Consider the following 24,451-nt stretch of genomic DNA (forward strand, 5'->3'; position numbering starts at 1 on the left):
GGAGCGGCTCAGTCCAGCCAGCCGTGCTGGTCGGCGAAGGCGGTCAATCGATCCCGGATGGTGAGGATCTCCCCCGCGGTCAACGCGGGGCTCGCATCCAGCAACAGTTCGGTGATCAGGCGTTTGTGTTCGGCGGCAGTCAGACCCCCGGTGACCGTACGGTCTTTCTTATGGCGGGGAGCGGGGGTAACGGGCTGCCCGCCGACCGCGCTGAGATTGACCGCTTTCGGCCCCCGGTCACCTTCGGTGACATCGAATTCGAATACCCGGCCTTGGCGCAGCTCGTCTTCGTCGAGGCCGATGTCGTTCACATGCACGAACACATCCGGGCCGCCGTCTTCCGGCCGGATGAAACCGAAACCCCGAGAACTGTCGAACGACACCAATTTCCCGATGGACACCAAAACACCCGCTCCTCGCCGCCGTGAACTACCCGGCCACTTTAGCTCCGTTTTTCCTCGTCGTTGTTCGAAAGCGCCTTTTGCAGGGAGTTGAAGACCGTCAATCCCTGGCCGACCATTCCGTTCACCATTTCGCTGACACCGTCCGGTCCGTTCAGCACCGTGAGATTGGCGTTCGACAATCCGACTGAAGCCTGCTTCACAATTTCCGGCAACTGTTCGATCAGCAGCTGATCGAGCGCGATGCGGTTGTTCGACGCCGCCGCCTCGGCCTGAATCCGGGTGCGATCAGCCTCGGCCACCGCCAGAATGCGCACCCGCTCGGCTTCCGCCTCGGCGGGTTTCACGATTTCGGCCTGCAACTGCTGCTCGCGCAGTTCCGCCTCTTTCCGCGCCTGCGCGGCTTTCGCGGTGAGCACCTCTTGCAGTGCGATGGCCTGCGCCAGCGGGCCGGCCTGCGCGGCTTCGGCATTCGCCTTGTCGATATCGCGCTGGTACTGCGCTTTGAGCACCGCGGTTTCGCGTGCGTATTCGGCCTGGCGGCGCTGCGATTCCTGTTCGGCTTCGGCGGCGCGCTGCGCGGCCTGCGCCTGGGCGATCTGCGCGTCGCGCTGCACGGCCGCGTTGTGCGGGGCGGCCAGCGCGTTGATGTAGCCGAGGTTGCCGTCGTCGATGGACTGGATCTGGAACGAATCGACCCACAGGCCGATATTGCTCATCTCCACCTTCGAGGCGACCAGCACCTCGTCGGCCAGCTTCTGGCGCTCCCGGATGATCTCCTCGACCGTCATCGAGCCGACGATGGAACGCAGATGGCCGGAGAAGATGCGGCCCGTCAGCACCGACATCTCCTGCTCCTGCTCGGAGAGGAAGCGTTGCGCCGCGTTCACGATGGATTGCGTGTCGTTGGCGACCTTGAACGCGATCACCGCGCGCACATCGAGCTGGATGGCCTGTTTGGTGACGCAGCGCTCCCGGATCTCGGACTCGAACATCGCCAGCGACAGATACCGCACCTTGCGGAACAGCGGAATCACCCAGGTGCCCCGCCCGATGATCACCCTGAACGGCGCGTTGTCCTTGACCTTGGCGCCGCTGACCAGCATCGCCTCGTCCGGATCCGGCACGTGATAGCCCAGCACCCAAGTCTCCCTTATATTTCCGGTTTCGAACCCAGCTCGATCCAGGGCACCACGTCGACGATGCGCCCAGGATTGACCGAAATGATGAGCACGGTGGCCCCCGCCGGAATCGGCTCGGTAGCCCGCGCGATGTACAGTTCCGTCCCCCCGCGAATCGCCACCAGGACTTCACCCAGCATTCCGGCTCCCCGGATCGGCGATGTCAGCGTACCCGTCAAACCCGCCACGGGGTCGTTCATCGCAGTGAACTCCTCGACTCGACACCAAAAGGCCAGCGTACGTGCGCCCCACGGGTTTTCGATACGAGATTCGGCAGAACCGCCGGGCCCCGGATCAGCCCGCGGACCGGTCGACCGCGTTGAGCACGGTGAGGATCGGGGTGTCCGGATCGGCCGCGATGCCTTGGCGGCGCAGGAAGCCGTCGACCAGGCCCCAGACGAATTCGCCTGCCTGCTCGACGAATTCGGCGGTGCGCTCGGGGCCGGGGCGGCCGGCGTCGCCGAGCCACAGGTCGGTGATCGCCACGACGACGCCCACGACGGCGCGCGCCAAGTAGTCGATACCCGAGGTGTCGATGGCCAGGGATTCGGCGATCTCGCGGGCCTGCGCGGAGAAGCGGCCGGCGGCGGCGCGGCCCAGATCGAATTGCAGCACCGAGCCGTCGGACTGCTGGGTGACCTGCGCCTGCCCCAGGAAGCGGAAGACGTTGGGGTGGGCCAGGATGCTGTCGGCGTAGGCGGTGAGCACGCGGCCCAGCGCGACCCGGGGCGGTTGCAGGATCAAGGTCAGGTCGCTGCCCGCGGCGTTGGCGGCGGATTTGGCCAGCCGGTTGCCGATTTCGGTGTAGAGGTCGGCCTTGTCGGCGAATTGGCGGTACAGGCGCGGTTTGGTGATGCGGGCCTCGCGGGCGATGTCGTCCATGCTCGGGCGCGGGCCGTCGCGGTCGATCACGCGGATCGCGGCGTCGACGATCTCCGAGCGGGTGATGGTGCTCGGTGCGGATCGGGCGGTGGAGCGGGGCACGAGCGGAGCATACACGTACCGGCAGTACGCGATGCTGGACAGCGGACGGGGCGCAGGTCCAGCGGGTGACTCAGGTCATAGCCTTCGACCGGCTTTCCTCTTGATTCCGGGGAATACGTACTGTCAGTATCAACGAACGTACCGGCGGTACGCACGGACCGCACCGGCTCATCGATCGAGGCAAGAACATGACCCAACCGCAGGGCACGATTCGCCCGCAGCGACAGACCCTGGTGCCCGCGGCGGGCGGCGAGCTCGCCGTCTTCGAATGGGGCGATCCAGCCGGTGAACCTCTGGTGCTCGTGCACGGGCTTTCCGACACCCATCTGCTCTGGGCCGAGGTCGCGGCCCTGCTCGCCGACCGGTTCCGCGTCATCGCCTACGACGTGCGCGGGCACGGCCGATCGCCGAAACCCGCTGCGCTGCGCGATTATCGACTGGATCAGCTGGCCGCGGATTTCTTCGCGGTGATCGACGCGGTCAGCCCCGGACGGCCGGTGCACGTCTGCGGACACGGCTGGGGCGCGGTCCAGGCGTGGGAGGCGATCTGCGACGACCGCGCCAACACCCGCATCGCCTCGTTCACCGCGATCTCCGGCCCGAATCTCGACCATGTCGGAATGACGCTGCGCGAGTTGATCTCCCAGCCGGCCCGCGCCGCCCAGCTGATCACCGACCGCAAATTCTGGCGGCACGGCCCCGCCTCGGCCCAGACCGCCGCCCGCCGCATCGCGTACCCGCCCCGGGTCCGGACCTGGCTGATCGAACACCTCGGCGGCATCCCCCGCACTTCCTCCCCGATCGCCCCCACCCTCCGCGCCGATCTCGCCGCGGGCGTCCGCATCGCCCGCGCCAACTTGGCCCATCACCTCCTGCACCCCCGGGTGCGCCGCACGGCGGTCCCGGTCCAACTGGTCGTCGACACCACCGACGTCCTGGTCCCGCCCTTCCTCTACTACAACAGCGCCCAATGGGTGGACCGCCTGTGGCGCTTCGGCATTCCCGCCGACCACTGGCTCCCGTCCACCGAACCTCTGCTGGTCGCCGAGGCCCTCGCCAACTTCATCGACGACCTCCACGACAGCGACGCACCCATCTCCCAGTCCTGAACCTTGTCGCCCGGGCTCCCATCCGGACGTAGTTCCGCAGCCGGCCAGGCTCACCGCTATCCGCAGTTCGGCACACCAGTCGTCCCGAGGCCGGCCCGTCATCCCGGCGCGTTCAGCCGAGATCCACAGCAGAAGGAAATCCGCCTATGTCCGATGCAGCACAGACGCTCTCGAAGACCCTGGGCGCACCCTTGCCCGAGGAGTTCGACCGGCTCACCGACGCCGACCTGACTGCGCTCGACGGTCTGCTCCGCGAAGCTCTGACCGGGCGAGCGCAACGGCTCGAATCGGCGACGGAGGCTTCGTTGCAGTTGATTCCGCGGCTGCTTCGCCCGGCCGTGAAGAAGGTGCTCGGACTATGACAGCGCCGTTGCTGGTTCGCGCTGAGACCACGAAACTGGCACGCCTGCTGGATGTTTCGGATCCGGCGCGGTTGGAGTTCCTGAGCGGGCTTTCCCCCGCCGCGATCCGGGCGTTCCGGGAGCGCGCCACCGATCTGCTCTTCGACCGTGACGCTCAGCGTTTGCAAAGGGTGGCGGCCGCCAGCAAGCTGGTGCCGACGGCGATCAGCGCCAAGGCGGCCGAGCGGGCGTTCGGGCCGGTGCTGTGCGCGGCGGTAGCCGGTTCGGTGGAACCCGCGCAGGCGATCTCGATCGCGAAGGCGCTGCCCGCGCAGTTCCTCGCCGAGACCGCTGTGCAGTTGGATCCGCGCCGGACTGCCGCGGTCATCGCCGAGGTGCCGCCCCGGCTCGTCGCCGCGGTGGCGAAAGAATTGTTCGCGTGTGGCGACCACGTCACGATGGGCCGGTTCGTCGGTGTAGTCCCCGAAGCCTCGATGCGCGCGGCGCTGCCGGAAGCCTCCGACGCCGATCTGCTGCGAATCGGGTTCCTCCTGGAGGACAAGTCCACGATGGACACCCTGCTCGGCATCGTCGAGGACCGCATCCCCGGCGTCATCCGAGCCGCCGGCGAGCACAACCTCTGGGCCGAGGCCATCGACCTGCTCGACACCGTCGACCACGCGAACCGCGCCAAGATCGGCGACGTCGCCGCGAGCCTCGGCGACGACGTCCTCGACGCTCTGATCGAAGCGGTCCGCGAACTGAACGCATGGTCCACCCTGCTCCCGGTCACCAGCGCGATGAACCACGACAGCCTGCGCGCGCTCGCCGCCCGCCCCGTGGTCCACACCGAAGCGGTGCTCGCCCCGATCATGGACGTCGCCTTGGATCACGGCCTCTGGCTGGACCTGCTGCCGCTTTCGGCCCACCTGCCCGCAGCTCCCCTGGCTTTCCTCGCCACCCGCGTCGCCGAAAAACCGGACGACGAACTCGCCGACCTGATCCGCCAGGCCGACACCGCCGGTCGCTGGGACGCCCTGCTCCCGCTCGCCCTGGCCATGTCCGACACCGACCGCCGCCGCATGGCCGGCCTGCCGATAATGCGCGAACCGGAAGTCCTGCGTGCCGTCATCAACACCATCGCCGCCCACGAATTGTGGTCCCAGGGCCTGCCTTTGGTCGACGCCCTCCCCGAATCCACCAAGCCCATCCTCGCCACCTGCATCGGCGACCTGACCCGCGAACAACTGCTCGCAGCACTCCAAACCGCCGCCCGCAGCGCCACCATCGACACCCTCGTCGACATCGCACTCGCCCAAGAACCGGAAGGTCGCGCCCGAGTCCTGGAAATCATCGACCGCATGGACGACCTCGCCGACTTCCTCGAAGCACTGACCCCCGAAACACCAGAGGTCGTCTGGCACGGCCTCATCCAAGTCCGCGACGAAATCCCCGCCCGCCTCCGTGTCCAACTCGCCGACCGAGCAACAACCTGTGGCCACGGCGCGGTCGCCGACCAGCTACACGCCATCTAGCGCTCAGACCCGCGCATCCGGGTGATCTTCGTCATCGGGGCCCGGTCACGGGGTGGGCGGGCAGGCAGTGGTTCGGGTGGGTTTGCGAGAATGGGGGGTCGATTGCCCAGCTCACGAAGGACTCCCTTAACCGCGATGGCCGAAAGCAGTATCGATTCCACCGAGCTCGCTACCTGTTTGCGGGTGCTCGAGCAAGCCGGGCAGCTCGAGAAGGACCATCCGGATTCGCTGGCGGTGCAGCGGGCGGTCGGGCATATGTTCAAGAAGCTGAAGCAGCGGCGGCGGACCGAGGCGCGGGCGGCGGTGTCGGAGGCCGATCGGGCGGTGGTCGCGGCGACGGCGACCGGGTCACCGAATCGGATCGATGACGAGACCGCGGGTATTCCGTTGAGCTCCAATGCCGCCGGCGCGAGCGCGGGTGAGCTGATCCGGGCCCGGCCTTGCTACATCTGCAAGGACAGATACACCCGGGTCGACGCGTTCTATCACCAGCTCTGCCCGGCGTGCGCGGCCGACAGTCATGCCAAGCGGGACGCCCGCACCGATCTGTCCGGCAAGCGCGCGCTGCTGACCGGCGGGCGCGCCAAGATCGGCATGTACATCGCGCTGCGGCTGCTGCGCGACGGGGCGCACACCACCATCACCACGCGGTTCCCGAATGACGCCATCCGCCGGTTCGCCGCGATGGACGACAGCGGCGACTGGATGCACCGGCTGCGCATCGTCGGCATCGATCTCCGGGACCCGGCGCAGGTGGTCGCGCTGGCCGACGACGTCGCCGCGCAGGGGCCGCTCGACATTCTGATCAACAACGCCGCGCAGACCGTGCGCCGCTCCCCCGGCGCCTACAGCGCGCTGGTCGACGCGGAGAGCGGTCCACTGCCGGTGGGCGCGCTGCCCGAGATGGTGACCTTCGGCAAGACCATGCAGGCGCACCCTACCGCGCTGACCGCCTCGCTCGCCCCGGCGCTGACCGCCGCCGAGGTGGCCGAACTCGCGCTGGTCGCGGGATCGGCCACGCCGGAACGGATTTCGGCCGGTATCGCGATCGACGCGGGCGGCCTGGTGCCGGATCTGGCGCACACCAACAGCTGGGTGCAGACGGTCGCGGAGGTGGATCCGACCGAACTGCTCGAGGTGCAGCTGTGCAACTCGGTGGCGCCGTTCATCCTGGTGTCGCGGCTGCGTCCGGCGCTGGCCGCCGCGCCGGCGCGGCGCAAGTACATCGTCAATGTCTCCGCCATGGAGGGCCAGTTCTCGCGCGCCTACAAGGGGCCGGGCCATCCGCACACGAATATGGCCAAGGCCGCGCTGAACATGCTGACCCGCACCAGCGCCAAGGAAATGTTCGACGAGGACAACATCCTGATGACCGCCGTCGACACCGGCTGGATCACCGACGAGCGCCCGCACTACACGAAGATGCGCTTGGCCGAGGAGGGTTTCCACGCGCCGCTGGACCTGGTCGACGGCGCCGCCCGCGTCTACGACCCGATCGTGCAGGGCGAGCACGGCAACGACCTCTTCGGCGTGTTCCTCAAGGACTACCGGCCCTCGCCCTGGTGAAACCCGCATAAACTGGTGCCGTGCTGTACCGGCTGTTGGCCGACGCCACCGCGGCCGTGCACTTCGCGTTCGTGGCCTATGTGGTGGTCGGCGGGTTCTTGGCGTGGCGCTGGCCGCGCACCATCTGGCTGCATTTGATCGCGTTCGGGTGGGGCTTCGGCACGATACTGATCGGATACGACTGCCCGCTCACCCATGTGGAGAATTGGGCGCGGCGCGAAGCCGGGCAGGAGGGGCTGCCGCCGAGCGGGTTCATCGATCACTATCTGACGGGCGTGATCTACCCGGATTCCGCGATCGGGCTGGTGCGCGCGGCGGTCGCGGTCTGCGTCCTGGTCTCGTGGGTGGGATATGCGCGGCGGCTACGAGGAACCCGCACGCCGGCGGGTTCCGCCTGACGGGCCTTGCGGCACAGCTCATCCCAGCGCACCGGCGATCACCTTGGCGACCGCCGCGGATTGCTCGTCGAGATAGAAATGCCCGCCCGAGAAGGTGTGCAGGCGGTATCCGCCGCTGGTGTGCTCGCGCCACTCGGCGGCCTGATCCGGGTGCACCGTCGGGTCACCGGTGCTGACCAGAACCTCGATGTCGCAGTGCAGCGGATCCGCCGAGCGGTGGACATAGGTTTCCACGGCCTGATAGTCGGTCCGCACCGTCGGCAGCACCAGTTCCGCGAGACTCGGTTCCGACCGCAGGATCGCGACCGAAGCCGGATCGTTGGCGAGCCGTTCCAGATCGCCGATGAGCTCGTCGTCGGAACCCAGATGGAATCGCCCGGGTTCGGCGAAGGTCGGTGCGGGACGGCCGGAGACGAACAGGGTGCCCAGCGGTTGCCCGCCGCGTTCGAGGCGGACGGCGGTCTCGTAGGCGACCGTCGCGCCCATGCTGTGCCCGAACAGCGACAGGCCGGCGAGCGGCGCTTGCCGGAGCAGTTCCGCCGCAATGTGATCGGCGAGGTCATGCAGGTCGCCGAGGGCCGGGTCGCCGACCCGGTCCTGGCGGCCGGGCGGCTGCACGGCGGCGATGGTGACGCCGGAACCGAAGTGGCGGGCCAACTCTCGATAGGCGGTTGCCGAACCGCCGCCGGGCGGGAAGCAAACCAGTTGATGGCGCGCTGCCGGATCGGCTCGCAACACCCGCAGCCAGTCCGTGCCGGTGATCGCCTTGTCCACGTCCGAGTCCTCCTGTTCAAGAAAGTAACACGCAAGCATTTCACCAACCCCCGACAGACGCGCGGCACGACTAGTGTCGACCAGGTGATCGCGCACGCACGACTGGTCAACGACTATGAAACCGGAATCGGGGTACCCGGCTCCACTATCGCTCCCGCCCCCGATCCTGGCAGCAATCTCGCTGCGACACTTCCGGTCTGGGCCCTCGCCGCCGGATCGGTGGCCGCGCTGACCGCGGCCGCCAACCGGCACCGGCAGGCGAACCGGCTCGCCCCGGTGCCGCACCGGATCGATCCGGGGCGCATCAACGCCGCCTTCCGCAGCGACCAATTGTTACGGGTCGACGGCCGGCAGGTACCCATGTTCGGCGACCTGTCCGGTTTCTTCCCGACGTTCGACGGCTGGGTCCGCACCCACGCCAACTACCCGCATCACCGCGCCCGCCTGCTGGCCGCCCTCGGCTTGCCGCCCGAGGCGCCGGAGGACCTCGCGGTCGCCATGCTGGCCATGACCCGGGCCGCCGACATCGAGGAGAACGCCGCCGCGGCCGGCGCGATCGCGGTGCGGGTGCGCACCGAAGCGGAATGGGCGGTGGAGCCGCAAGCCCAAGCCGCCGCGGCCGGGCCGCTGGTCGCGATCGATGCGCGCACCGATCGGGCCGCGCCGCGGTACCGCTCGGATCCCACGCCGTTCCAGCCGTTGCGCGGTGTCCGCGTCCTGGATCTGACGCGCGTCATCGCCGGACCGGTCGCGACCCGGGCGCTGGCGCTGCTCGGCGCGGAGGTGCTGCGCATCGATCCCCCGCAGCTGCCCGAAATCCCGTGGCAGTACCTCGATACCTGCCAGGGCAAGCGGTCGGCGCTGCTGGACGTGCGCGCCCAGTGGTCCGCGTTCGACGAACTGCTCGGCTCCGCCGACGTGCTGGTCACCGGCTACCGCCCGGGCGCGCTCGAAGCGGCCGGGCTCAACACCGAGGTCCGGCCCGGCCTGATCCATGGCCGTATCTGCGCCTGGGGTGAATCGGGTCCCTGGGCCGAGCGCCGCGGCTTCGACAGCATCGTGCAGGCGGCCACCGGCATCGCGATCACCGAGGGCGCTCCGTCCGTTCCGGGCTCGCTGCCCGCTCAGGCGCTCGACCACGCGTCGGGCTACCTGCTCGCCGCGGGCATCATCGACGCTCTGGTCGCCCGCGTGTTCGACGGCGTCGGCCGCGACGTCCGGGTCTCCTTGGCGCGCACCGCCTCCTGGCTGCTGACCTCCCCCGAGCGCACACCGAATCATCCGAACCCGACGCCGCCGAGCCCGGCCTCGGCCGTCTACCGCGGTAACACGATCACGGCCGCGCCGGCCCTCGCCGAGTACCCGGACTACCTCTGGGCCGCGCCGGAATACGGAGGTGACGAAGCCGCCTGGCCGGTGTACAGCCGCTGACCGCGGGCCTGGCAAGCGGGGGCAGGGGTGGCGGGGTGGAAAAATGCTTTGCGGAACTTGTCGGTGGGCGATGAGATGGTGGTCCGGAGTTCGTCAGAACAACCGTGAGCCTCATCGATAACCGTCCAGCGGAGGGAATCCTCGTGTCCACCACCAGCGATCGCATTTCCGGTGACGCGGTGGTCGCGCCGCTGGCCGGACGCAAGGAATGGATCGGGCTGTCGGTGCTCGCGCTGGCCTGCCTGGTGTACGCGATGGACATGACGGTGCTGCATTTGGCGGTGCCGATGCTCAGTTCCGATCTGCATCCGACGAGTTCGCAGTTGCTCTGGATCATCGACATCTACGGGTTCATGGTGGCGGGGCTGCTGATCACCATGGGCACGCTCGGCGATCGGATCGGGCGGCGGCGGATGCTGCTGTTCGGGGCCGCCCTGTTCGCGGTGGTGTCGATCGTGGCGGCGTTCGCGCCGAGCGCGGAGACGCTGATCGTCTGCCGGGCGCTGCTCGGCATCGCGGGGGCCACGGTCGCGCCGTCCACGTTGTCGTTGATCTTCAACATGTTTCGTGACTCCCGGCAGCGCTCGGTCGCGGTCGGTGTGTGGGTCGGCGCGTATTCGACCGGCGGCGCGGTGGGCCCGATCTTCGGCGGGTTCCTGCTGGAGAACTTCTGGTGGGGTTCGGTCTTCCTGCTCGCGGTGCCGGTGATGGTGCTGCTGTTGATACTGGGACCGAAAGTGCTGCCCGAATTCCGGGATCCGGAAGTCGGCAAACTCGACCCGGTGAGTGCGGCGCTGTGCGTGCTGACGATGATCACGCTGGTCTTCGGGATGAAGGCGTTCGCACAGGACGGGGTCAGCTGGTCGGCGGTCGGCGCGGTGGCCGGTGGCCTCGCGGTCGGCGCGCTGTTCGTGCGACGCCAGCTCACCCATGACGATCCGATGCTGGATCTGCGGCTGTTCCGGTTGAGCACGTTCCGGATCGCCTTGCTGATCAACATGATCGGGATCTTCGTCGCGTTCGGATACTTCCTGTTCGTCGCGCAGTACTTCCAGTTGGTGCTCGGGATGACACCGCTGGCGACCGGTTTGGTGATGGCGCCCTCGGGTATCGGGTTTATCGTCGGTTCGCAGCTGACGCCGCGCCTGGTCCGGGTGGTGCGCCCGGCCTACCTGATCGGCGGCGGGATGGCGCTGGCCGGCATCGGCTTGCTGATGATGACGCTGCTGACCGCCGACGGCGGATACGGGATGGCGCTGGCCGCCTCCGTCATCTGCTCGCTGGGTCTCGCGCCGGTGTTCGGCATCACCACCGAGATCGTCGTCGGTTCCGCGCCGCCGGAGCAGGCGGGTGCGGCCTCCGGCGTCTCCGAGACCGGCGCCGAGCTCGGCGGCGCGCTGGGTATCTCGATCCTGGGAAGCATCAGCATCGCCATCTATCGCGGCGATCTCGCGTCGACTCTGCCGCCGGACGTGCCCGCCGACGCGGCCGTCTCCGCCCGCGACACCTTGGGCGCGGCGGTCGACGTGGCGGCCGGTCTGCCTGGTGTGGTGGGCGATTCGGTCCTGCAAGCGGCACGGGACGCATTCCTGCACGGCGTGCACATCACCGCGGGCATCGCCGGAATCGCCTCGCTGGTGATCGCGGTGATCGCGTTCCGGCGGCTGTGGTCCCTCCCGCCCGGGGATTACAGCAGCGAAGACTGACGCCCGCCGGTGTCCCGTGGCATGCTCGTCGTATGGCAGGCCAACGGGAACCCGCAAGGGAGCCAGGCGATCTCGGACGCTTCTTCGTCGAACGGGCGAACCAGGGTGACATCGAGGGAGTGGTCGCCCTCTATGAACCCGACGCGGTCATGGCCCTGCCCGACGGCGGTAAAGCCGTCGGGCACCAGGCCATCCACGATTTCCTGACCGAGGCGCTCGCCGACCGCTCCCCACTGCCACCCGGCGACCCGCGACCTACGCTGCGGACTGGAGACCTGGCACTGACCTCTACGCGCCTCGCCACCGGCGACCTCACCGCCGAGGTCGCGCGCAGGCAGCCGGACGGCAACTGGCTCTGGGCGATCGACCAACCCAACCTCCGCTAGTCGTCCGCGCTACCTCTACTGGGCAGCCAGCGCGGTCATGGCCGCGACCAGTTGGGTGCCGCCGGGCATGGCGTTGCCGTCGCTCATCACCCACAGCACCGAGAGTCCCTGGGTCATGGTGAAGTACATGCCCGCAAGGGCTTCTGCTTGGTCGGCGGTCAGGCCGGGGTGCGTATCGGTGAGGGATTGGGCGATGTCGCGGTAGGCGTTCGGCAGGTTGTCGGCCATGAACGCCTGCGACTCCGCGGAGCGGGCGACTCGCAGCATGTTCTCCATGCTCGCCAGGATCGCTTCGCGATTGTCGGCGAAGACCGCGGGCAGGCCGTCGACCATGGCGGCGAACGCTTCCGGGAGCGGACGCCCGGCGGTCTGGCGGATCAGCGCCTCCATCGCGTCGCCGATACCGGTGCCCAGCGCCTCGGCGAGCGCCTCGGTGATCAGGCGCTCCTTGGATCCGAAGTGGTAGCCGATGGCCGCCAGGCTCACACCGGCCGCGGCGGCGATATCGCGGGCCGTGGTTTTCGCGACGCCGCGCTCCATGATCGCCTTGCGCGCGCCCGCCAGTAGATCTTCCCGGTTTCCCATCCGCTCACCCTACTACAGGTCTGAGACATTCGTCCAAGACGTCTGTGCTAGGCTCGCGGGGTGCCGCAGAAGATCATCGTGGATGTCGACACCGGAATCGACGACTCGCTGGCACTGCTGTATCTGCTGGCCTCCCCCGAGGCCGAGATCGCCGGGATCGCGTCGAGCGCCGGAAACGTCTCCGCCGCGCAGGTGGCCGCGAACAATCTCGCCTGGCTGGACGTGTGCCGGGCGCCGCGGATCGAAGTCGCGCTCGGCGCCGCCGAACCCCTCGCGATCCCGTTGCGCACCACCGAGGATACGCACGGCCCGCAAGGCATCGGATACGCCGTCCTGCCGGATTCCGCACGGCCGCTCTCGGATCGGCCGGCCGCGCACCTGTGGGTCGACCTCGCGCGGGCCCATCCCGGCGAGATCGTCGGGCTGTGCACCGGACCGCTGACGAATCTCGCACTGGCACTGCGCCTCGAACCGGACCTGCCGCGCCTGCTGCGGCGTCTGGTGATCATGGGCGGCGCGTTCAACCATCCGGGCAACACCACCCCGACCAACGAGTGGAACGTGCACGTCGACCCGGAGGCGGCCAAGGAGGTGTTCGACGCGTTCAGCGCGGCGCCGGCCCGCCCGATCGTGTGCGCGCTCGATATCACCGAGACCATCGAGATGCGCCCGGAACATCTCGCGCTGCTGGCCGAACGCGCGGGCAGCGTGCCGCCGGAGATCGTGTCCGAGACCGATCCGGACGGCGTCCGGTCGGCGGCGTCGAATCCGATCGTGCGGCACGTCAGCGACGCGGTGCGGTTCTACTTCGAGTTCCATCGGCTCTATGACCAGGGCTATATCGCGCACATGCACGACCCCTTCGCCGCCGCCGTGGCGCTCGACCCGAGCCTGGCCGTGCTGCGGCCCGCGACCGTCGACGTGGAGCTCACCGGCACTCTCACCCGCGCCACCACCGTCGCCGATTGGGCGGGCATGTGGGGCCGGGAACCCAACGCCGATATCGTGATCGGCACCGATCAGGAGCTGTTCTTCGATCGTCTCGTCACCCGGGTCGCCGATTTCGCCCGGACGCTCTACCCAGCCGGCGGGACTTCCCGCCCCGCAGAGGAGGTTCGGTGACCGCCGACAACGAGGACAACTACCTCCCCGAGCTCCGATCCCGCCTCGGGCTGCCCGGATTCGTCGACGTGCACACGCATTTCATGCCGGAGCAGGTCCTGCGCAAGGTGTGGGCGTACTTCGATTCCGCGGGCCCGCTGACCGGGCGCGCATGGCCGATCACCTACCGCGACGACGAGCAGGTGCGCCTGAAGACGTTGCGCGGCTTCGGCGTTCGCGCGTTCACCGCACTGGTGTATCCGCACAAACCGGATATGGCGGCCTGGCTCAACGAGTGGACCGCCGACTTCGCCGCCCGGACTCCGGACTGCCTGCACACCGCCACCTTCTACCCGGAGCACGGCGCGGACTCCTATACCGAGGTCGCGATCGAGGCGGGTGCGCGAATCTTCAAGGTGCACGTGCAGGTCGGCGACTTCCATCCCGGTGACCCGCTGCTGCGACCGGTGTGGGGCCTGCTCGCGGAGGCCGGGATCCCGGCCCTGATCCACTGCGGATCCGGACCGGCGCCGGGTTCGTTCACCGGCCCCGAGCCCATTGCCGCACTGCTGCAGCGCTTCCCGGGCCTCCGGTTGATCATCGCGCACATGGGCAACTCCGAGTACGCCGAATTCCTCGACCTGGCCGAGCGGTACGAAGGCGTACACCTCGACACCACCATGGTCTGGACCGACTTCAGTGAGAACGACGCCCCCTACCCGGTGTCGGAACTTCCGCGCGTGCGCGACCTGGGCGAGCGAATCCTGTTCGGCAGCGACTTCCCGAACATCCCCTACCCGTACGCGCATCAGGTCTACGCCTTGGAGCGCCTCGGCCTCGGCGACGCCTGGTTGCGCAACGTTCTGCACGACAACGGCGTCCGGCTGTTCGACCTGAGCTGACCGGCGTTACCTCGGGATCGCCGAGGGCAGCGGATGGTCGGACTCGAGCGCGGGCAGCCCGTCGATGCTGGCCGCGTTGACGCCGGCGATCCGCTCGGCGAAGTCGTCCTCGGTGCGGCGGGCGTGCAGCGCGTCGAGCACCGGGCGTTCGTCGACGAGTTCGAGGTAGGGCACCGAGTAGCCGCAGGAATCGGCGATCCGGTCGACCGTGACGACGATGGCCGCCCGCAGACCGGGGTGCTGCAAGCCGAAATGCGGTCGCAGCGCGTCGAATTCGGCGGAATCCGGGCGGACCATGCGGCCGGTGCCGAAGAGCCGCAGGATCTTCGACGTGCGGGTGAAGGAGCAGAACATGATGGTGATGCGTCCGTTGTCCCGCAGGTGCGCGATGGTTTCCGCGCCGCTGCCGTACAGGTCCAGGTAGGCGAAGGTGTTGTCGTCGATGACGGCGAAGGTGTCGCGGTAGCCCTTCGGGGACAGGTTGACGCGGCCGCCTTCGGAGGGCGCGGTCGCGACGAAGAACATCGACTGGGCGTCGATGAAAGCCCGCAGCGAGTCGTCGAGATGCGTGAAGACCTTGGCCATAGTGGTCAGCGTAGTGCCGGGGCACACGGCCGACGCGCGGCTGAGTGCGAATTCACTGCCCGGATTTCCGCGACAGGCCGCTGGCGCGCAGGACCCGGCGGGCGATGGCGGCGCGGATCGACTCGTCGGTGCCGATGATGCGGACGTGGCGGCGGGCGCGGGTAATGGCGGTGTAGAGCAGTTCCCTGGTGAGCAGGGTGGACTCGGGTTCGGGGAGGACGACCGAGACGGTGTCGTACTGGCTGCCCTGGCTGCGGTGGATGGTCATCGCGAAGACCGTGACCACGGCCGGGAACTGGGTGGGGTGCACCAGGTACGGTTCGCTGCCGCGCTGCAAGGCGGCGCGCAGGGAGCCGTCGGGGAGCCGGACGATGACGCCGGTGTCGCCGTTGTAGATGCGGGCCTCGTGGTCGTTGGCGGTGACCAGCAGCGGCTGGCCGGGATACCAGGGGACGAGCGGGGACTCGGGTCCCGCGCCCCCGGCCGCCGCCCAGTCCGCGGCCATCCGGTCCCAGCGTTCGACGCCGAACGGACCTTGCCGGTGGGCGCAGAGCAGGCGATGCGATTCCAGGGCGGCGAGCGCGCCGGCGGCGTCGCCCGCCAGGGCCGCGTCGGTGACCGCGCGGGCCGCGGTGATCACCTCCGCGCGGACCGGCTTGGTGTCTTCCGGTGTGCACAAGGACAATTCGGGGCCGCCCGCGCGGAGCAGCTCCAGTGCGGTGTCGGCGTCACCGGCGCGGACCGCGACCGCGAGGTCGGCGATCTTGCCGCCGAAGCGGCGACCGCGGGTGAGGCGGACGATGCCGCCGCGCAGCCGGGTGCGTTCCAGCGCGGTCAGCGATTCCGCGTGCGGCTCGGGCGAATCCGCGCCCAGGATCTGTTCCAGCACCGGATTCGGCGCGCCCGCGACGGGTCCCGCGACGAGGTCGGCGAGCACCGCGCCCGCGTCGACCGAGGCCAGCTGGTCCGGGTCGCCGACCAGTACCAGGCGGGTGTCAGGGCGCAGGGCGGCCAGCAGGCTGCTCATCATGGTCAGCGACACCATCGAGGTTTCGTCGACCACGATCACGTCGTAGGGCAGCCGGTTGAACTCGTGGAATTTGAATCGGGTGCTGCGGCTGCGCTGCCAGCCGAGCAGGCGGTGCAGGGTGGAAGCGGTGAGCTCGGGCAGCCCGAGCGGTTCGGCCTGCTCGCGCACGGCTTCCTGCAGGCGGGCCGCCGCCTTGCCCGTCGGGGCGGCGAGCGCGATGCGCAGGGCGGGCAGTTTGGGGTGCGCCTTCTGGTGGGCGTCCAGCAGCGCCAGGATCCGCGCGATCGTGTGTGTCTTGCCGGTGCCGGGGCCGCCCGCCACCACGGTCGTCCAGTGCGTGGCGGCGAGTGCCGCGGCCAGCCGCTGCCGGTCCGGCGCGACACCGGCCGGGCCGTCGAAGAGCCGATCGAGTTCGTGGCGCACCAGCGCGGGGTCGACCACCGGGTGTCCGGCCGACCGTTCGGTCAGCACCCGCCGGATCGTCTGCTCCTGCTGGAAGTACCGATCCAGGTACAGCAGCGGGCCGCCGTCTTTGTCCCCCGGGACCAGCCGCAGCGGACGCAACGGACCGGCCTGGCCGCCGACCACCAGCGGACTCGCCGTCAACGCGGCGACCACCGCCGCGATGTCCGGCCACGGCAGCGTCGCGGGATCGATCCCGGTCCCGGTATCCCAGCGCTCGTCGGCGTCGACGCCGATCTCGCGCATCCGATCCAATTCCAGGCAGACCGACCCGGAGCGCACCGCGCGCACCGCGAGCGCGGCAGCGAACAGCACATGCTCGGACTCTTCCCGCCCGAGCCGGCCCAGACGGACGGCGACGTGGACGTCCGCCGCGGACAGCACACCCGCCTCGTTGAAGGTGCGCAGCAGGCCGGTGCCCCGCTGAGCGAGCTGAATCGACGTCACCGGTTCGTTTCTCCCGCGAGCAGGTCCGACAGGGCGATGATCAGGGCAGATGGCGGGGTCCAGTCGAAGACGCCGCGGCCCGGAGGGGTTTCGGGCCCGATCATGCCGCGGACGAAGAGGTAGGCGCAGCCGCCGAGGTGCTGGGCGGGGTCGTAGGACGGGAGCCGCCAGCGCAGGTAGCGGTGCAGGGCAACGGAGTACAGCAGCGCCTGCAACGGGTAGTGCGAGCGTTGCATCTCGGCGGACATGCGGTCGCGGGTGTAGTGGTCGACGGTGAGGTCGCCGAGACCGAGGCGGTTGGTCTTGTAGTCGACGATGACGAAACGTGGAGCGGCGGTGGGGGTATCGGTGACGCGCAGGACGGCGTCGATGCTGCCGGTGAGATAGCCGCGCAGCGGGATGTCGTCGAGGGCGGCCAAATGGTCCGCGTAGGAGCGGAATTCGTCGTCCGGCGCGAGGTGTTCGCGCAGCAGGCCGGCGATTTCCCGCAGGGTGGCGGTGTGCGCCGCGGGGGTGTCGCCGCCGGAGAGGGGCAGTTCGAACTCCAGCTCGTTGAGCTGGTCGCCGCCGGAAATACCGGCGAGGGTGCCGAATCCGAGCGGGGTGCGCAGCACCGCGAGGAGGGCGGCGCTCAGCAGGGACGGATCGATGTCGGCCAGCAGTTCGTCGATGGCGGCGCGGCTGCGGGCGTGCACCTCGGCGGCGAGGTCGGGGGCGTCGCGGTCGATCAGCTCGAGGACGCCGTGGACGAGGGTGCCGAATTCCGCGCCGTAGGGCAGGGCGTTCATCAATGAGGGTGCGGCGGTAGGCAGTTCGGTGTCGTCGAGGAGCGGGGTGGTGGGTTCGTCGACGGTGGTCTGCTCGTCCTCCGGTTCGATGCCGGTGGCGATGTCGTGGGCTCCGGCGGTGAGGGCCGAGTACGAGGTGCGCCGCCACTGCTGATCCAAGGTGCGGGCGAAGTGGGCGGCGGCGAGGTCACCGGTGCTCGAGTCTTTGCGGACGCGGCGCGGTTCGACCGCTTCGGCGGTGTCGACCGCGGTGACCGTGATGGCCTCGGGGGCAGACGCCGCCCAGGCCGCGATGTTCTGGACCGCGACCGTGTCCGCGGGCACCGAGGCGCGGTTCGGGACGATGTCGCCGCCGTCGGGGCGGCCGAGGATCATGCGGTGCAGCGGCGCGGCGGCCGTGGTGATCGCGGGCGCCCACCAGGCGACGACCTGGCACATGGCGCGGGTCAGCGCGACGTAGAGCAGGCGCAGCTCCTCCCCGGCTTCCTCGGCCTCGCTGCGCACCTTGCGTTCGGCGTAACCGGTTGCCTCCTGGCCGCCGACATCGAGCACGCGAGCGCCGGTGTCGTCGTGGAACAGCAGCGTCGCCGGGTACGGGTTCTTCGCGCTGTCCCACGCGAAAGGCAGGTAGACGACCGGGAATTCGAGGCCCTTGCTCGCGTGCACGGTAGCGATCTGCACGGCGGCGGCGTCCCGGTCCAGGCGGCGACTGCGGTCGGCCACACTGCCGGAGGCGGGGTCGCGCACTCGATCGGTGAGCCAGCGGGTCAACGCCGTCAGGCCCAGCGCCTCGGTCAGCGCCACCTGATCCAGCAGCTGGGCGATGTGACGCAGGTCGGTGAGCTCGCGCTCCCCGTTCTCGACGGTCAGCAGCCGCTGCGCCAGACCCGTTTCCGCCGAGAGCTTTTCGAAGACGGCAGCGAACCCGGCGCGGATGAACAGCCGCGCCGCGTCGCGCAGTTGTGCGCTGATCCGGCCGACGAGATCGGCACCGCCATTGTCGATTTCGGCGGCGGTGACTCCGAACAGCGGCGTGCAGGCGGCCAGTCGCACTCGATCGGAGCGGTGCGGCTGTTCCAGCGCGCGCAGCACCCACAACCAATCGGTGGCGCTCGCGGTCGCGAACACACTGGTGCCGCCCGCTAGCACGGAGGCGACGCCGACTTTGTCCAAAGCGGCACGCACCACGTCGATCTGCGACCGAGTCCGCACCAGCACCGCGATATCGCCAGGACCGAGCAGGCGATGCCGGGCCCCACTCGACTCCGACAGCCCGGTTGAGCCGGATTCGGCTGTGCCTGGGTAATTGTCGGCGATCGTAGTGCCCGATTCCGCTGTGTCCGGGTGGTTGTCGGCGATCGCAGTGCCGGATTCGGCTGTGCCCAGGTGGTTGTCGGCGATCGAGGTGCCGGATTCGAGCACGCGGACGATGTCGGCGGCGAGGTCTTCGGCGACCTTGGCGCGGAGGCGGCCGACGGCCGGGAAGCCGGACTTGTTGAGCGGGCCCGCGCCGGTGCGGGGCAGGCAGCGCATCCGCAGCGGGGTGATGAGTTCGCCGGGACCGGACAAGCGTGTCCAGGGTCGGGTCGCGGCCACGGGGTAAACGGTGATTTCCTTGTGCCCCAGGGCTGCTTCGCCGTGCAGGTGGTCCAGGGCGGCGAGGAGACCGGCGTCACTGCGCCAGTTGGTGTCGAGTTCGCAGCGGGTGTCGGCGTGCGCGACCGCGTCGAGGTAACTGAGTACCTCCGCGCCGCGGAAGGCGTAGATGGCTTGCTTCGGGTCGCCGACCAGGACCATCGTGGTGTGGCCATGGAATGCGAGGCGCAGGATGTCCCATTGCAAGGGGTCGGTGTCCTGGAATTCGTCGACCAGCGCTACCCGGTAGCGGTCGCGGATGCGCGCGCAAGCCCGGGGGCCGTGTTCCGGATCCGCGAGCACGTCGTGCAGCAGGACCAGCAGATCGTCGAAATCGCGCAATCCCGAAAGTCGTTTGCGGCGTTCGGTTTCGGTGCGCACCGCCGCCGCGAAGGCGACCCGCTGCCCGGCTGCCCCATCGCCCTCGGGAACCAAGCGCGCGTGCCGATCCCGGACCGCCGCCAAGGCGAGCGTATGCGCTTCCTTCACCGAGAACGGCGGTTCGGTCCGGGCGTACCGATGCAGGTACAGATCGTCCGCGACGGTCAGCACTACCTCGTCGACGGTCTCGACGAGCCGTGCCCCGGGATCGTGCTCGCCCGCCAGCCCGAGCTCATCGAGCATCCGCTGACAGAAGCTGTGCGTCGTGACGATCGTGCCCGCGTCGAAATCCGACAGTGCGACCAGCAACCGCTCCCGCCGCAGCCGCACCTCCGCCGAATCCGCTTGCGCCAGATGCCGAACCAGCTCATCACTGTGCGCCCGCGCCAACTCCGGATCCGCCAGCGCCGCCGCCACCACGACGAACCGATCCCGCGCCCGCTCCCGCAGTTCCTGGGTCGCCGCCCGGCTGAACGTCACCAGCAGCAGCTGCGAGACATCGATCCCGACCTCGGCCACATACCGCACCGCCAGCCCCACGATGGCATGCGTCTTCCCGGTGCCCGCACTGGCTTCCAGCACAGTCGTCCCGGTGGGCAGCGCCCCGAACGCGTCGAACCGCCCCGGCTCCGCCAATTCCTCGGCGAACGCCAAATCCTGCACGGTCATCGACGACACCGTCCCGAATCCCGCATGGGCAAACCCACTTCCCGCTCGGCAACGCACAACCCACACCGATCGAACCACTCACGCCCCCACAGACCGGGAACCCCCGCCCGCGTGTCCGTATTGATCATGTGCGGGGCCGTCACGGTTGGCCCTGGGTTTCGGCCGCGAGGAGGGGGGTCCAGAGGCGGCGGGCGAGCGCGCCGAAGCGGGTGGTTTCGGCGGCTTCGCCCGCCGGGGCCGGGGCGGACATGAGGTCGTCGAGGCGGGGGGCCGGGCCCCAGATGTAGCGGAGGTGGCGGTCGGTGTGGTCGCCGAAAGCGCCGGGGCCGTTCGGGCCGCCGTTGAAATCGCGTTCGGCGGAGGTGAAAGCTTCCTCGGCCGAGGAACCGCGCAGGCGGCGTTCGGCGTAAGTGGCGGTTGCTGTGGGAGTGATGGGCAGCGGTTCGCACAAGCCCGCGTCGCGGAGTTTGACGAGATCGCGCAGGACGGTGAGGGCGGCGGGGCGGTCGGGGGCGTTGAGCACCGAACGCCAAGCGGGGCGGTGGAATTGGCCGCGACCGGTGGTGACGGCACGCCAGGAGCGATCTTCGGTGGCGGCGAGGGCGAGCAGCGACACCCAGGCGGTGAGGCGATGTTTCGGTGCGAGGCGGGAGAACGTGGTGCGGACCAGGGTCTCGCCGTGCACTTCCGGGACGGTGCCGGTGAGGCGGCGGCCGCCGCCGAGGTCGATCGCGATATCGACTGCGCGCGCAGGGCTTTGGTATTCCGGGAGCGCGGCGCGCACCAGTTTGTCGACGGTGTGTTCGACCTCGTCGAGAACCGCCCCGCCCAGGCCGAAGGGCGGGAGGGTACCGCGACGCCATTCGGCGGCGCGCAGACCGGCCGGGTCGGCGCCGGTGAGGCGGGCGGTCAGCATGCGTTCGCCGAGGTCCCATTTCGCCAGACCGTCGAGTTCGATGGGCAGGCGGTCGGCGATGTCCTCGTCATGTTCGGGAACGCGCAGGCCCAGACGCTGCCACAGGAACGCGCGGATCGGGTGCTCGGCGAAGGACATCAGGTCGGTCAGCGCGACGTCACCGAGCTCGGGAGTGGGCAGGGGTTCCGGCAGGAACACCGGGCGTGGATTCGGGGGCGCGGCGGCGGCCACCGCGCCCGCCAAGGCGACGGTGTCGAAGCTGAACGGCTTGTCCGCGTGGAAGTTCCGGCGGTCGAAGCCCTGGAGCGGGTGCCTGGTCACCACCGCGTCGGCGGCGTCGCCGAGGTAGCCGCGGACGGCGTCGAGAATCTCGGCGACCGGGATGGCGGGCGGGCGCTTGGTCCCGGTGACGGGGTCCGCGCCGGTGTGGAACAGCAGCAGCTTGTCTTGCGCCGCCATGATCGCGTCCAGCAGCAGCTGGCGGTCCTCGCTGCGCGGATCGCGCTCGCCCAGGAGCGGATCGCGGGCCAGTACGTCGTCGCCGTCGATGCCGCCGGCGCGAGGGAACACATCGTCGTCGAGGCCGAGCAGCACCACCACCCGGTGCGGCACCGACCGCATCGGCGTCATGGTGGCGACGGTCAGCTCGCCGGTGCGGAAGTTCGCGCGGGTGGGGCGGGCGGCGAGCCGATTCGCCAGCAGCACAGCGACATCGGGCAGTCGCAACTGCGCGTCCCCGGCGTGCTCGGTGGCGGCGGTCAGTTCGCGGCGCGCTTCCGCGCGAATCCAGGAGTCGCGGTCCGGCACGTCGGTGAGTAGATCCAGGGCACGCGCCAGCACCGCCGCCCACTCGCTCGCGGGGCGCGGCCCGCGCAGATCGCGCAGGCACACCGCGAGCCGGTCGACGAATTCGGCGAACCGCCCCGCCAAGTCGACATCCCCGGAGTCCACATCGCCGAGCGGCAACGCCAAATCCAGCCAGTCGTCGGCGGATTCGTCGGCGGTGACACCGAGCAGAATCCGGTCGACCGCGGCGTTCAGGGTGTTCTGCGCGAAATCGGCCAGCCCGAATGCCTGCCGCTGCCGCTGTCCGATCCCCCAGCGCGCCCCCGATTCGGCAGCCCACTCCCGCAATCGCTCGATCGCGTCGTCGTCGAAACCGCAACGGCGACAGACGGTTTCCGACGCGGCCAGGTCCAGCACCTGCGTCACGGTGACCCGCCCGTCGGCCAACTCCAGCAGTGTCGCGATCACCGCGAGCATCGGATTGGTGACCCCACGCCCCCGATCGGCCAGCCGCACCCGAAGCAGATGCGCCGGATGCGCCGAATCCCGCGCCCCCTCAGTCGCTCCCGTCGCCCCGAAGGCCGCCCGCACCAGCGGCGCGTACGCCTCCACCTCCGGGCACATGATCAGCACGTCCCGCGGCTCCAGGGTCGGATCGGCCGCGAACAACCCGAGCAAGCTTTCCCGCAGCACCTCCACCTGTCGCGTCGGACCATGACACGCGTGCACCTGGACGCTGCCGTCCACGACATGCGCACCGGGGGCAGGCGGCCACTGGTCATCGCGGATCCCCGCCTGAATCGAGGCCAGCAGCGTCTGCCCGGCAGAGCGCGCGTCGGCAGTTCCGACCGCGACGCCCGGCATCGGAGATCGGCGGTGCAGCGCGCCGTCACCGTCCGCGACGGAGAGGCTCACAAGATCCATCGCTGTGTCGGTAGCGGCGGCAGGTGAGTCCGTCACGTGGGTGTCGGCGACCGCGTGCAAGCGCTGTTGCAACTCCCGCACATCGCGGGCCAGGCCGGCCAGCAGGGGGTGGCGGACCGCGGTGGTCGTGGTGTCGGCCGACCGGGAGGTCGCCGGGGACAGGTTAGCCAGGGTCGACCACATCGCCGGGCTGGGGTGGGCCAGCCACAGGTGAACCTCGCGTCCTTCGCCCAGCGCGGCCAGGATGGCGAGCTGGTCGGCAGGCAGGCGCGTCGCGCCGAAGACCGAAAGGCGTTGTGGCAGTGCGACGGCGGCCGGTTCGGCGCGCAAGCGGGCGCAGGCGGCGTCCAGGCGCTCCGCGGGACTCGGCGCGTCCACCGCGGCCCGGAGGCGACGCCAGAGCTCCGGCTGCCACAGCAGATCGCCGGGAACCGGGTGCCCCGCGCCGTCGGTGTCCGAGCCCGCCGCCCAGGCGTTGATCAGAGCCGGGCGCTGCGCGGCATAACTGTCGAAGAGAGCGGCGAGCCGGGCGGCGGTGGCGTAGCGCCGGCCCGCCCGATAGTCGCGACCGGCCGGTTCCGACGCGCCGAGGTGCCGCGCCAGCACCGCGCACCACGGTTCCGGCAGCGCCGCGTCGATCACGCCCAGCAGCGTCCACACCACACGCTCGCCGGCCCACGGATCGTCCTCGGCCCGCACCCCGCCCGCCGCGGCGAGCACCTCGGCCACCAGCGCGGCAGGCGAAGGGAACCGGATATTGGCCGCCACACCGTCGACGGAACCCCGCGCCCCCGACACCCCCAGCACCGTCGAGAGTCGTTGCGTCACCCAGCGTTCCACGCCTTTGGCCGGGACCGCCACCACTTCCGCGGTGAACGGATCGTCCAGCGGCGTCGCCAGCACCGCGGCGAGCGAATCGGCCAGGATGTCGGCGCGCTCGGCACGGTGGATGTGCAGCGGCATTGGTCGTTTATACGCCAGCGACTCCCCCGCAACCACACCGGCCCACGCCACGCGAGTGAATTAAGCCACACGCGAACGCTTTTCTCGGCCGTGTCACGGCCGTTCGCGCGAATCGATGTGCGACAGTGCTCAACCGGGGAGGACGGGAAGCTGGATCGAAAGGCTGGTTCGCGTCAATGGCAGCGAAGGTGATTCCCCTGGTTCCGAGAGCCGGATTCACAGTCCGCCGAGTCGGTGCTCACTGGGAGTTGGTCAACTCACGTTTCTACGGCCGTACCGTCGTCCTGCACACCTGGCCACGGGACCGGCACACCGAGGCTTTCGAGCACTGCTATCGCCTCAACGGCCGCACCGTCGAAGAGCTGCTGGCCGCCTTCCGCTGAATTCGGCTCGGCCCGAACCGGATTGCCGGATCGTTGGTCTCGCAAATAACACAGCGCCGCGCCGAGCTCAAGACGTGCGTCC

At 69.6% G+C, this 24,451-nt stretch carries 21 protein-coding genes; 11 read left to right on the forward strand and 10 right to left on the reverse strand.

What is annotated here, in order from left to right; translation table 11 throughout:
* Nucleotides 1–8: 8 nt before the first annotated feature.
* The 4 genes from AB0M14_RS32820 to AB0M14_RS32835 all read right to left on the reverse strand — a co-directional run bounded on the left by AB0M14_RS32820 (nucleotide 9) and on the right by AB0M14_RS32835 (nucleotide 2,566).
* Nucleotides 9–404 carry a cold shock domain-containing protein gene (locus tag AB0M14_RS32820; RefSeq protein WP_365002277.1) on the reverse strand — a complete coding sequence of 132 codons (396 nt, stop codon included), beginning with the start codon at nucleotides 402–404 and terminating at the stop codon, nucleotides 9–11.
* A gap of 38 nt (nucleotides 405–442) precedes the next feature.
* Complete coding sequence (locus AB0M14_RS32825) at nucleotides 443–1,543, reverse strand: SPFH domain-containing protein (protein WP_365002280.1); 1,101 nt, start codon at nucleotides 1,541–1,543, stop codon at nucleotides 443–445.
* Nucleotides 1,544–1,554: 11 nt separating this feature from the next.
* Nucleotides 1,555–1,782 (reverse strand): hypothetical protein, encoded by a 228-nt coding sequence (locus AB0M14_RS32830; protein WP_194818556.1) that lies wholly within the window; start codon nucleotides 1,780–1,782, stop codon nucleotides 1,555–1,557.
* Between the two features lie 94 nt (nucleotides 1,783–1,876).
* Nucleotides 1,877–2,566 carry a TetR/AcrR family transcriptional regulator gene (locus AB0M14_RS32835; RefSeq protein WP_365002283.1) on the reverse strand — a complete coding sequence of 230 codons (690 nt, stop codon included), beginning with the start codon at nucleotides 2,564–2,566 and terminating at the stop codon, nucleotides 1,877–1,879.
* 188 nt (nucleotides 2,567–2,754) lie between these two features.
* Between AB0M14_RS32835 and AB0M14_RS32840 the strand changes: the two genes are divergently transcribed.
* From AB0M14_RS32840 to AB0M14_RS32860, 5 genes are all read left to right on the forward strand, one after another.
* Nucleotides 2,755–3,675 carry an alpha/beta fold hydrolase gene (locus AB0M14_RS32840; RefSeq protein ID WP_365002286.1) on the forward strand — a complete coding sequence of 307 codons (921 nt, stop codon included), beginning with the start codon at nucleotides 2,755–2,757 and terminating at the stop codon, nucleotides 3,673–3,675.
* Nucleotides 3,676–3,821: 146 nt separating this feature from the next.
* Entirely contained in the window at nucleotides 3,822–4,037 is a 216-nt protein-coding gene (locus tag AB0M14_RS32845) for a hypothetical protein (RefSeq protein ID WP_365002289.1), read from the forward strand.
* A complete protein-coding gene (locus AB0M14_RS32850; protein WP_365002292.1) occupies nucleotides 4,034–5,551 on the forward strand; it encodes a hypothetical protein in 1,518 nt (505 codons plus the stop codon). Before AB0M14_RS32845 ends, AB0M14_RS32850 begins: the two co-directional genes overlap by 4 nt.
* Before the next feature lie 135 nt (nucleotides 5,552–5,686).
* The gene (locus AB0M14_RS32855) at nucleotides 5,687–7,117 is read left to right on the forward strand and encodes an SDR family NAD(P)-dependent oxidoreductase (protein WP_365002295.1); all 1,431 of its coding nucleotides are present in this window, start codon (nucleotides 5,687–5,689) and stop codon (nucleotides 7,115–7,117) included.
* Between the two features lie 20 nt (nucleotides 7,118–7,137).
* Complete coding sequence (locus tag AB0M14_RS32860) at nucleotides 7,138–7,515, forward strand: DUF2784 domain-containing protein (protein WP_365002298.1); 378 nt, start codon at nucleotides 7,138–7,140, stop codon at nucleotides 7,513–7,515.
* 18 nt (nucleotides 7,516–7,533) lie between these two features.
* Here AB0M14_RS32860 and AB0M14_RS32865 read toward each other — a convergent pair whose 3' ends face one another.
* Complete coding sequence (locus tag AB0M14_RS32865; RefSeq protein WP_365002301.1) at nucleotides 7,534–8,289, reverse strand: alpha/beta fold hydrolase; 756 nt, start codon at nucleotides 8,287–8,289, stop codon at nucleotides 7,534–7,536.
* An 84-nt stretch (nucleotides 8,290–8,373) separates the two neighbouring features.
* Here AB0M14_RS32865 and AB0M14_RS32870 point away from each other — a divergent pair, with 84 nt between their 5' ends.
* From AB0M14_RS32870 to AB0M14_RS32880, 3 genes are all read left to right on the forward strand, one after another.
* On the forward strand, nucleotides 8,374–9,720 hold the full coding sequence (locus tag AB0M14_RS32870) for a CoA transferase (RefSeq protein ID WP_365002303.1): 1,347 nt from the start codon (nucleotides 8,374–8,376) through the stop codon (nucleotides 9,718–9,720).
* Between the two features lie 143 nt (nucleotides 9,721–9,863).
* A complete protein-coding gene (locus AB0M14_RS32875) occupies nucleotides 9,864–11,426 on the forward strand; it encodes an MFS transporter (protein ID WP_365002306.1) in 1,563 nt (520 codons plus the stop codon).
* 32 nt (nucleotides 11,427–11,458) lie between these two features.
* Nucleotides 11,459–11,812, forward strand: coding sequence for a nuclear transport factor 2 family protein (locus AB0M14_RS32880; RefSeq protein WP_365002308.1), 354 nt, complete (start codon nucleotides 11,459–11,461; stop codon nucleotides 11,810–11,812).
* A gap of 15 nt (nucleotides 11,813–11,827) precedes the next feature.
* Here the strand turns inward: AB0M14_RS32880 and AB0M14_RS32885 are convergent, their stop codons facing one another.
* Nucleotides 11,828–12,397, reverse strand: a complete 570-nt coding sequence (locus AB0M14_RS32885; RefSeq protein WP_365002311.1) for a TetR/AcrR family transcriptional regulator — start codon at nucleotides 12,395–12,397, stop codon at nucleotides 11,828–11,830.
* 60 nt (nucleotides 12,398–12,457) lie between these two features.
* Between AB0M14_RS32885 and AB0M14_RS32890 the strand changes: the two genes are divergently transcribed.
* Together AB0M14_RS32890 and AB0M14_RS32895 are read left to right on the forward strand one after the other, a co-directional pair.
* Complete coding sequence (locus tag AB0M14_RS32890) at nucleotides 12,458–13,519, forward strand: nucleoside hydrolase (RefSeq protein ID WP_365002313.1); 1,062 nt, start codon at nucleotides 12,458–12,460, stop codon at nucleotides 13,517–13,519.
* A complete protein-coding gene (locus AB0M14_RS32895) occupies nucleotides 13,516–14,400 on the forward strand; it encodes an amidohydrolase family protein (RefSeq protein ID WP_365002316.1) in 885 nt (294 codons plus the stop codon). Before AB0M14_RS32890 ends, AB0M14_RS32895 begins: the two co-directional genes overlap by 4 nt.
* A gap of 6 nt (nucleotides 14,401–14,406) precedes the next feature.
* Here AB0M14_RS32895 and AB0M14_RS32900 read toward each other — a convergent pair whose 3' ends face one another.
* From AB0M14_RS32900 to recC, 4 genes are all read right to left on the reverse strand, one after another.
* A complete protein-coding gene (locus tag AB0M14_RS32900) occupies nucleotides 14,407–14,985 on the reverse strand; it encodes a pyridoxamine 5'-phosphate oxidase family protein (protein WP_365002318.1) in 579 nt (192 codons plus the stop codon).
* Between the two features lie 52 nt (nucleotides 14,986–15,037).
* Nucleotides 15,038–16,924: an exodeoxyribonuclease V subunit alpha gene (gene recD / locus AB0M14_RS32905; protein WP_365002321.1), complete on the reverse strand. Its 1,887-nt coding sequence runs from the start codon at nucleotides 16,922–16,924 to the stop codon at nucleotides 15,038–15,040.
* On the reverse strand, nucleotides 16,921–20,397 hold the full coding sequence (locus AB0M14_RS32910; protein ID WP_365002324.1) for a UvrD-helicase domain-containing protein: 3,477 nt from the start codon (nucleotides 20,395–20,397) through the stop codon (nucleotides 16,921–16,923). Before AB0M14_RS32910 ends, recD begins: the two co-directional genes overlap by 4 nt.
* 139 nt (nucleotides 20,398–20,536) lie before the next feature.
* Complete coding sequence (recC, locus tag AB0M14_RS32915; protein WP_365002326.1) at nucleotides 20,537–23,986, reverse strand: exodeoxyribonuclease V subunit gamma; 3,450 nt, start codon at nucleotides 23,984–23,986, stop codon at nucleotides 20,537–20,539.
* 248 nt (nucleotides 23,987–24,234) lie between these two features.
* Between recC and AB0M14_RS32920 the strand changes: the two genes are divergently transcribed.
* Nucleotides 24,235–24,369: a hypothetical protein gene (locus AB0M14_RS32920; RefSeq protein WP_365002329.1), complete on the forward strand. Its 135-nt coding sequence runs from the start codon at nucleotides 24,235–24,237 to the stop codon at nucleotides 24,367–24,369.
* Nucleotides 24,370–24,451 lie beyond the last annotated feature (82 nt).

This window comes from Nocardia sp. NPDC051832, assembly GCF_040681285.1.
GTDB lineage: Bacteria > Actinomycetota > Actinomycetes > Mycobacteriales > Mycobacteriaceae > Nocardia.

Excerpts from the sequence above, each read along its gene's own strand:
- AB0M14_RS32850 (WP_365002292.1), top strand. The coding sequence starts at position 4,034 with ATGACAGCGCCGTTGCTGGTTCGCGCTGAGACCACGAAACTGGCACGC.
- AB0M14_RS32845 (WP_365002289.1), top strand. The coding sequence starts at position 3,822 with ATGTCCGATGCAGCACAGACGCTCTCGAAGACCCTGGGCGCACCCTTG.
- AB0M14_RS32885 (WP_365002311.1), bottom strand. The coding sequence starts at position 12,397 with ATGGGAAACCGGGAAGATCTACTGGCGGGCGCGCGCAAGGCGATCATG.
- AB0M14_RS32900 (WP_365002318.1), bottom strand. The coding sequence starts at position 14,985 with ATGGCCAAGGTCTTCACGCATCTCGACGACTCGCTGCGGGCTTTCATC.
- recC (WP_365002326.1), bottom strand. The coding sequence starts at position 23,986 with ATGCCGCTGCACATCCACCGTGCCGAGCGCGCCGACATCCTGGCCGAT.
- AB0M14_RS32830 (WP_194818556.1), bottom strand. The coding sequence starts at position 1,782 with ATGAACGACCCCGTGGCGGGTTTGACGGGTACGCTGACATCGCCGATC.
- AB0M14_RS32880 (WP_365002308.1), top strand. The coding sequence starts at position 11,459 with ATGGCAGGCCAACGGGAACCCGCAAGGGAGCCAGGCGATCTCGGACGC.
- AB0M14_RS32840 (WP_365002286.1), top strand. The coding sequence starts at position 2,755 with ATGACCCAACCGCAGGGCACGATTCGCCCGCAGCGACAGACCCTGGTG.
- AB0M14_RS32910 (WP_365002324.1), bottom strand. The coding sequence starts at position 20,397 with ATGACCGTGCAGGATTTGGCGTTCGCCGAGGAATTGGCGGAGCCGGGG.
- AB0M14_RS32855 (WP_365002295.1), top strand. The coding sequence starts at position 5,687 with ATGGCCGAAAGCAGTATCGATTCCACCGAGCTCGCTACCTGTTTGCGG.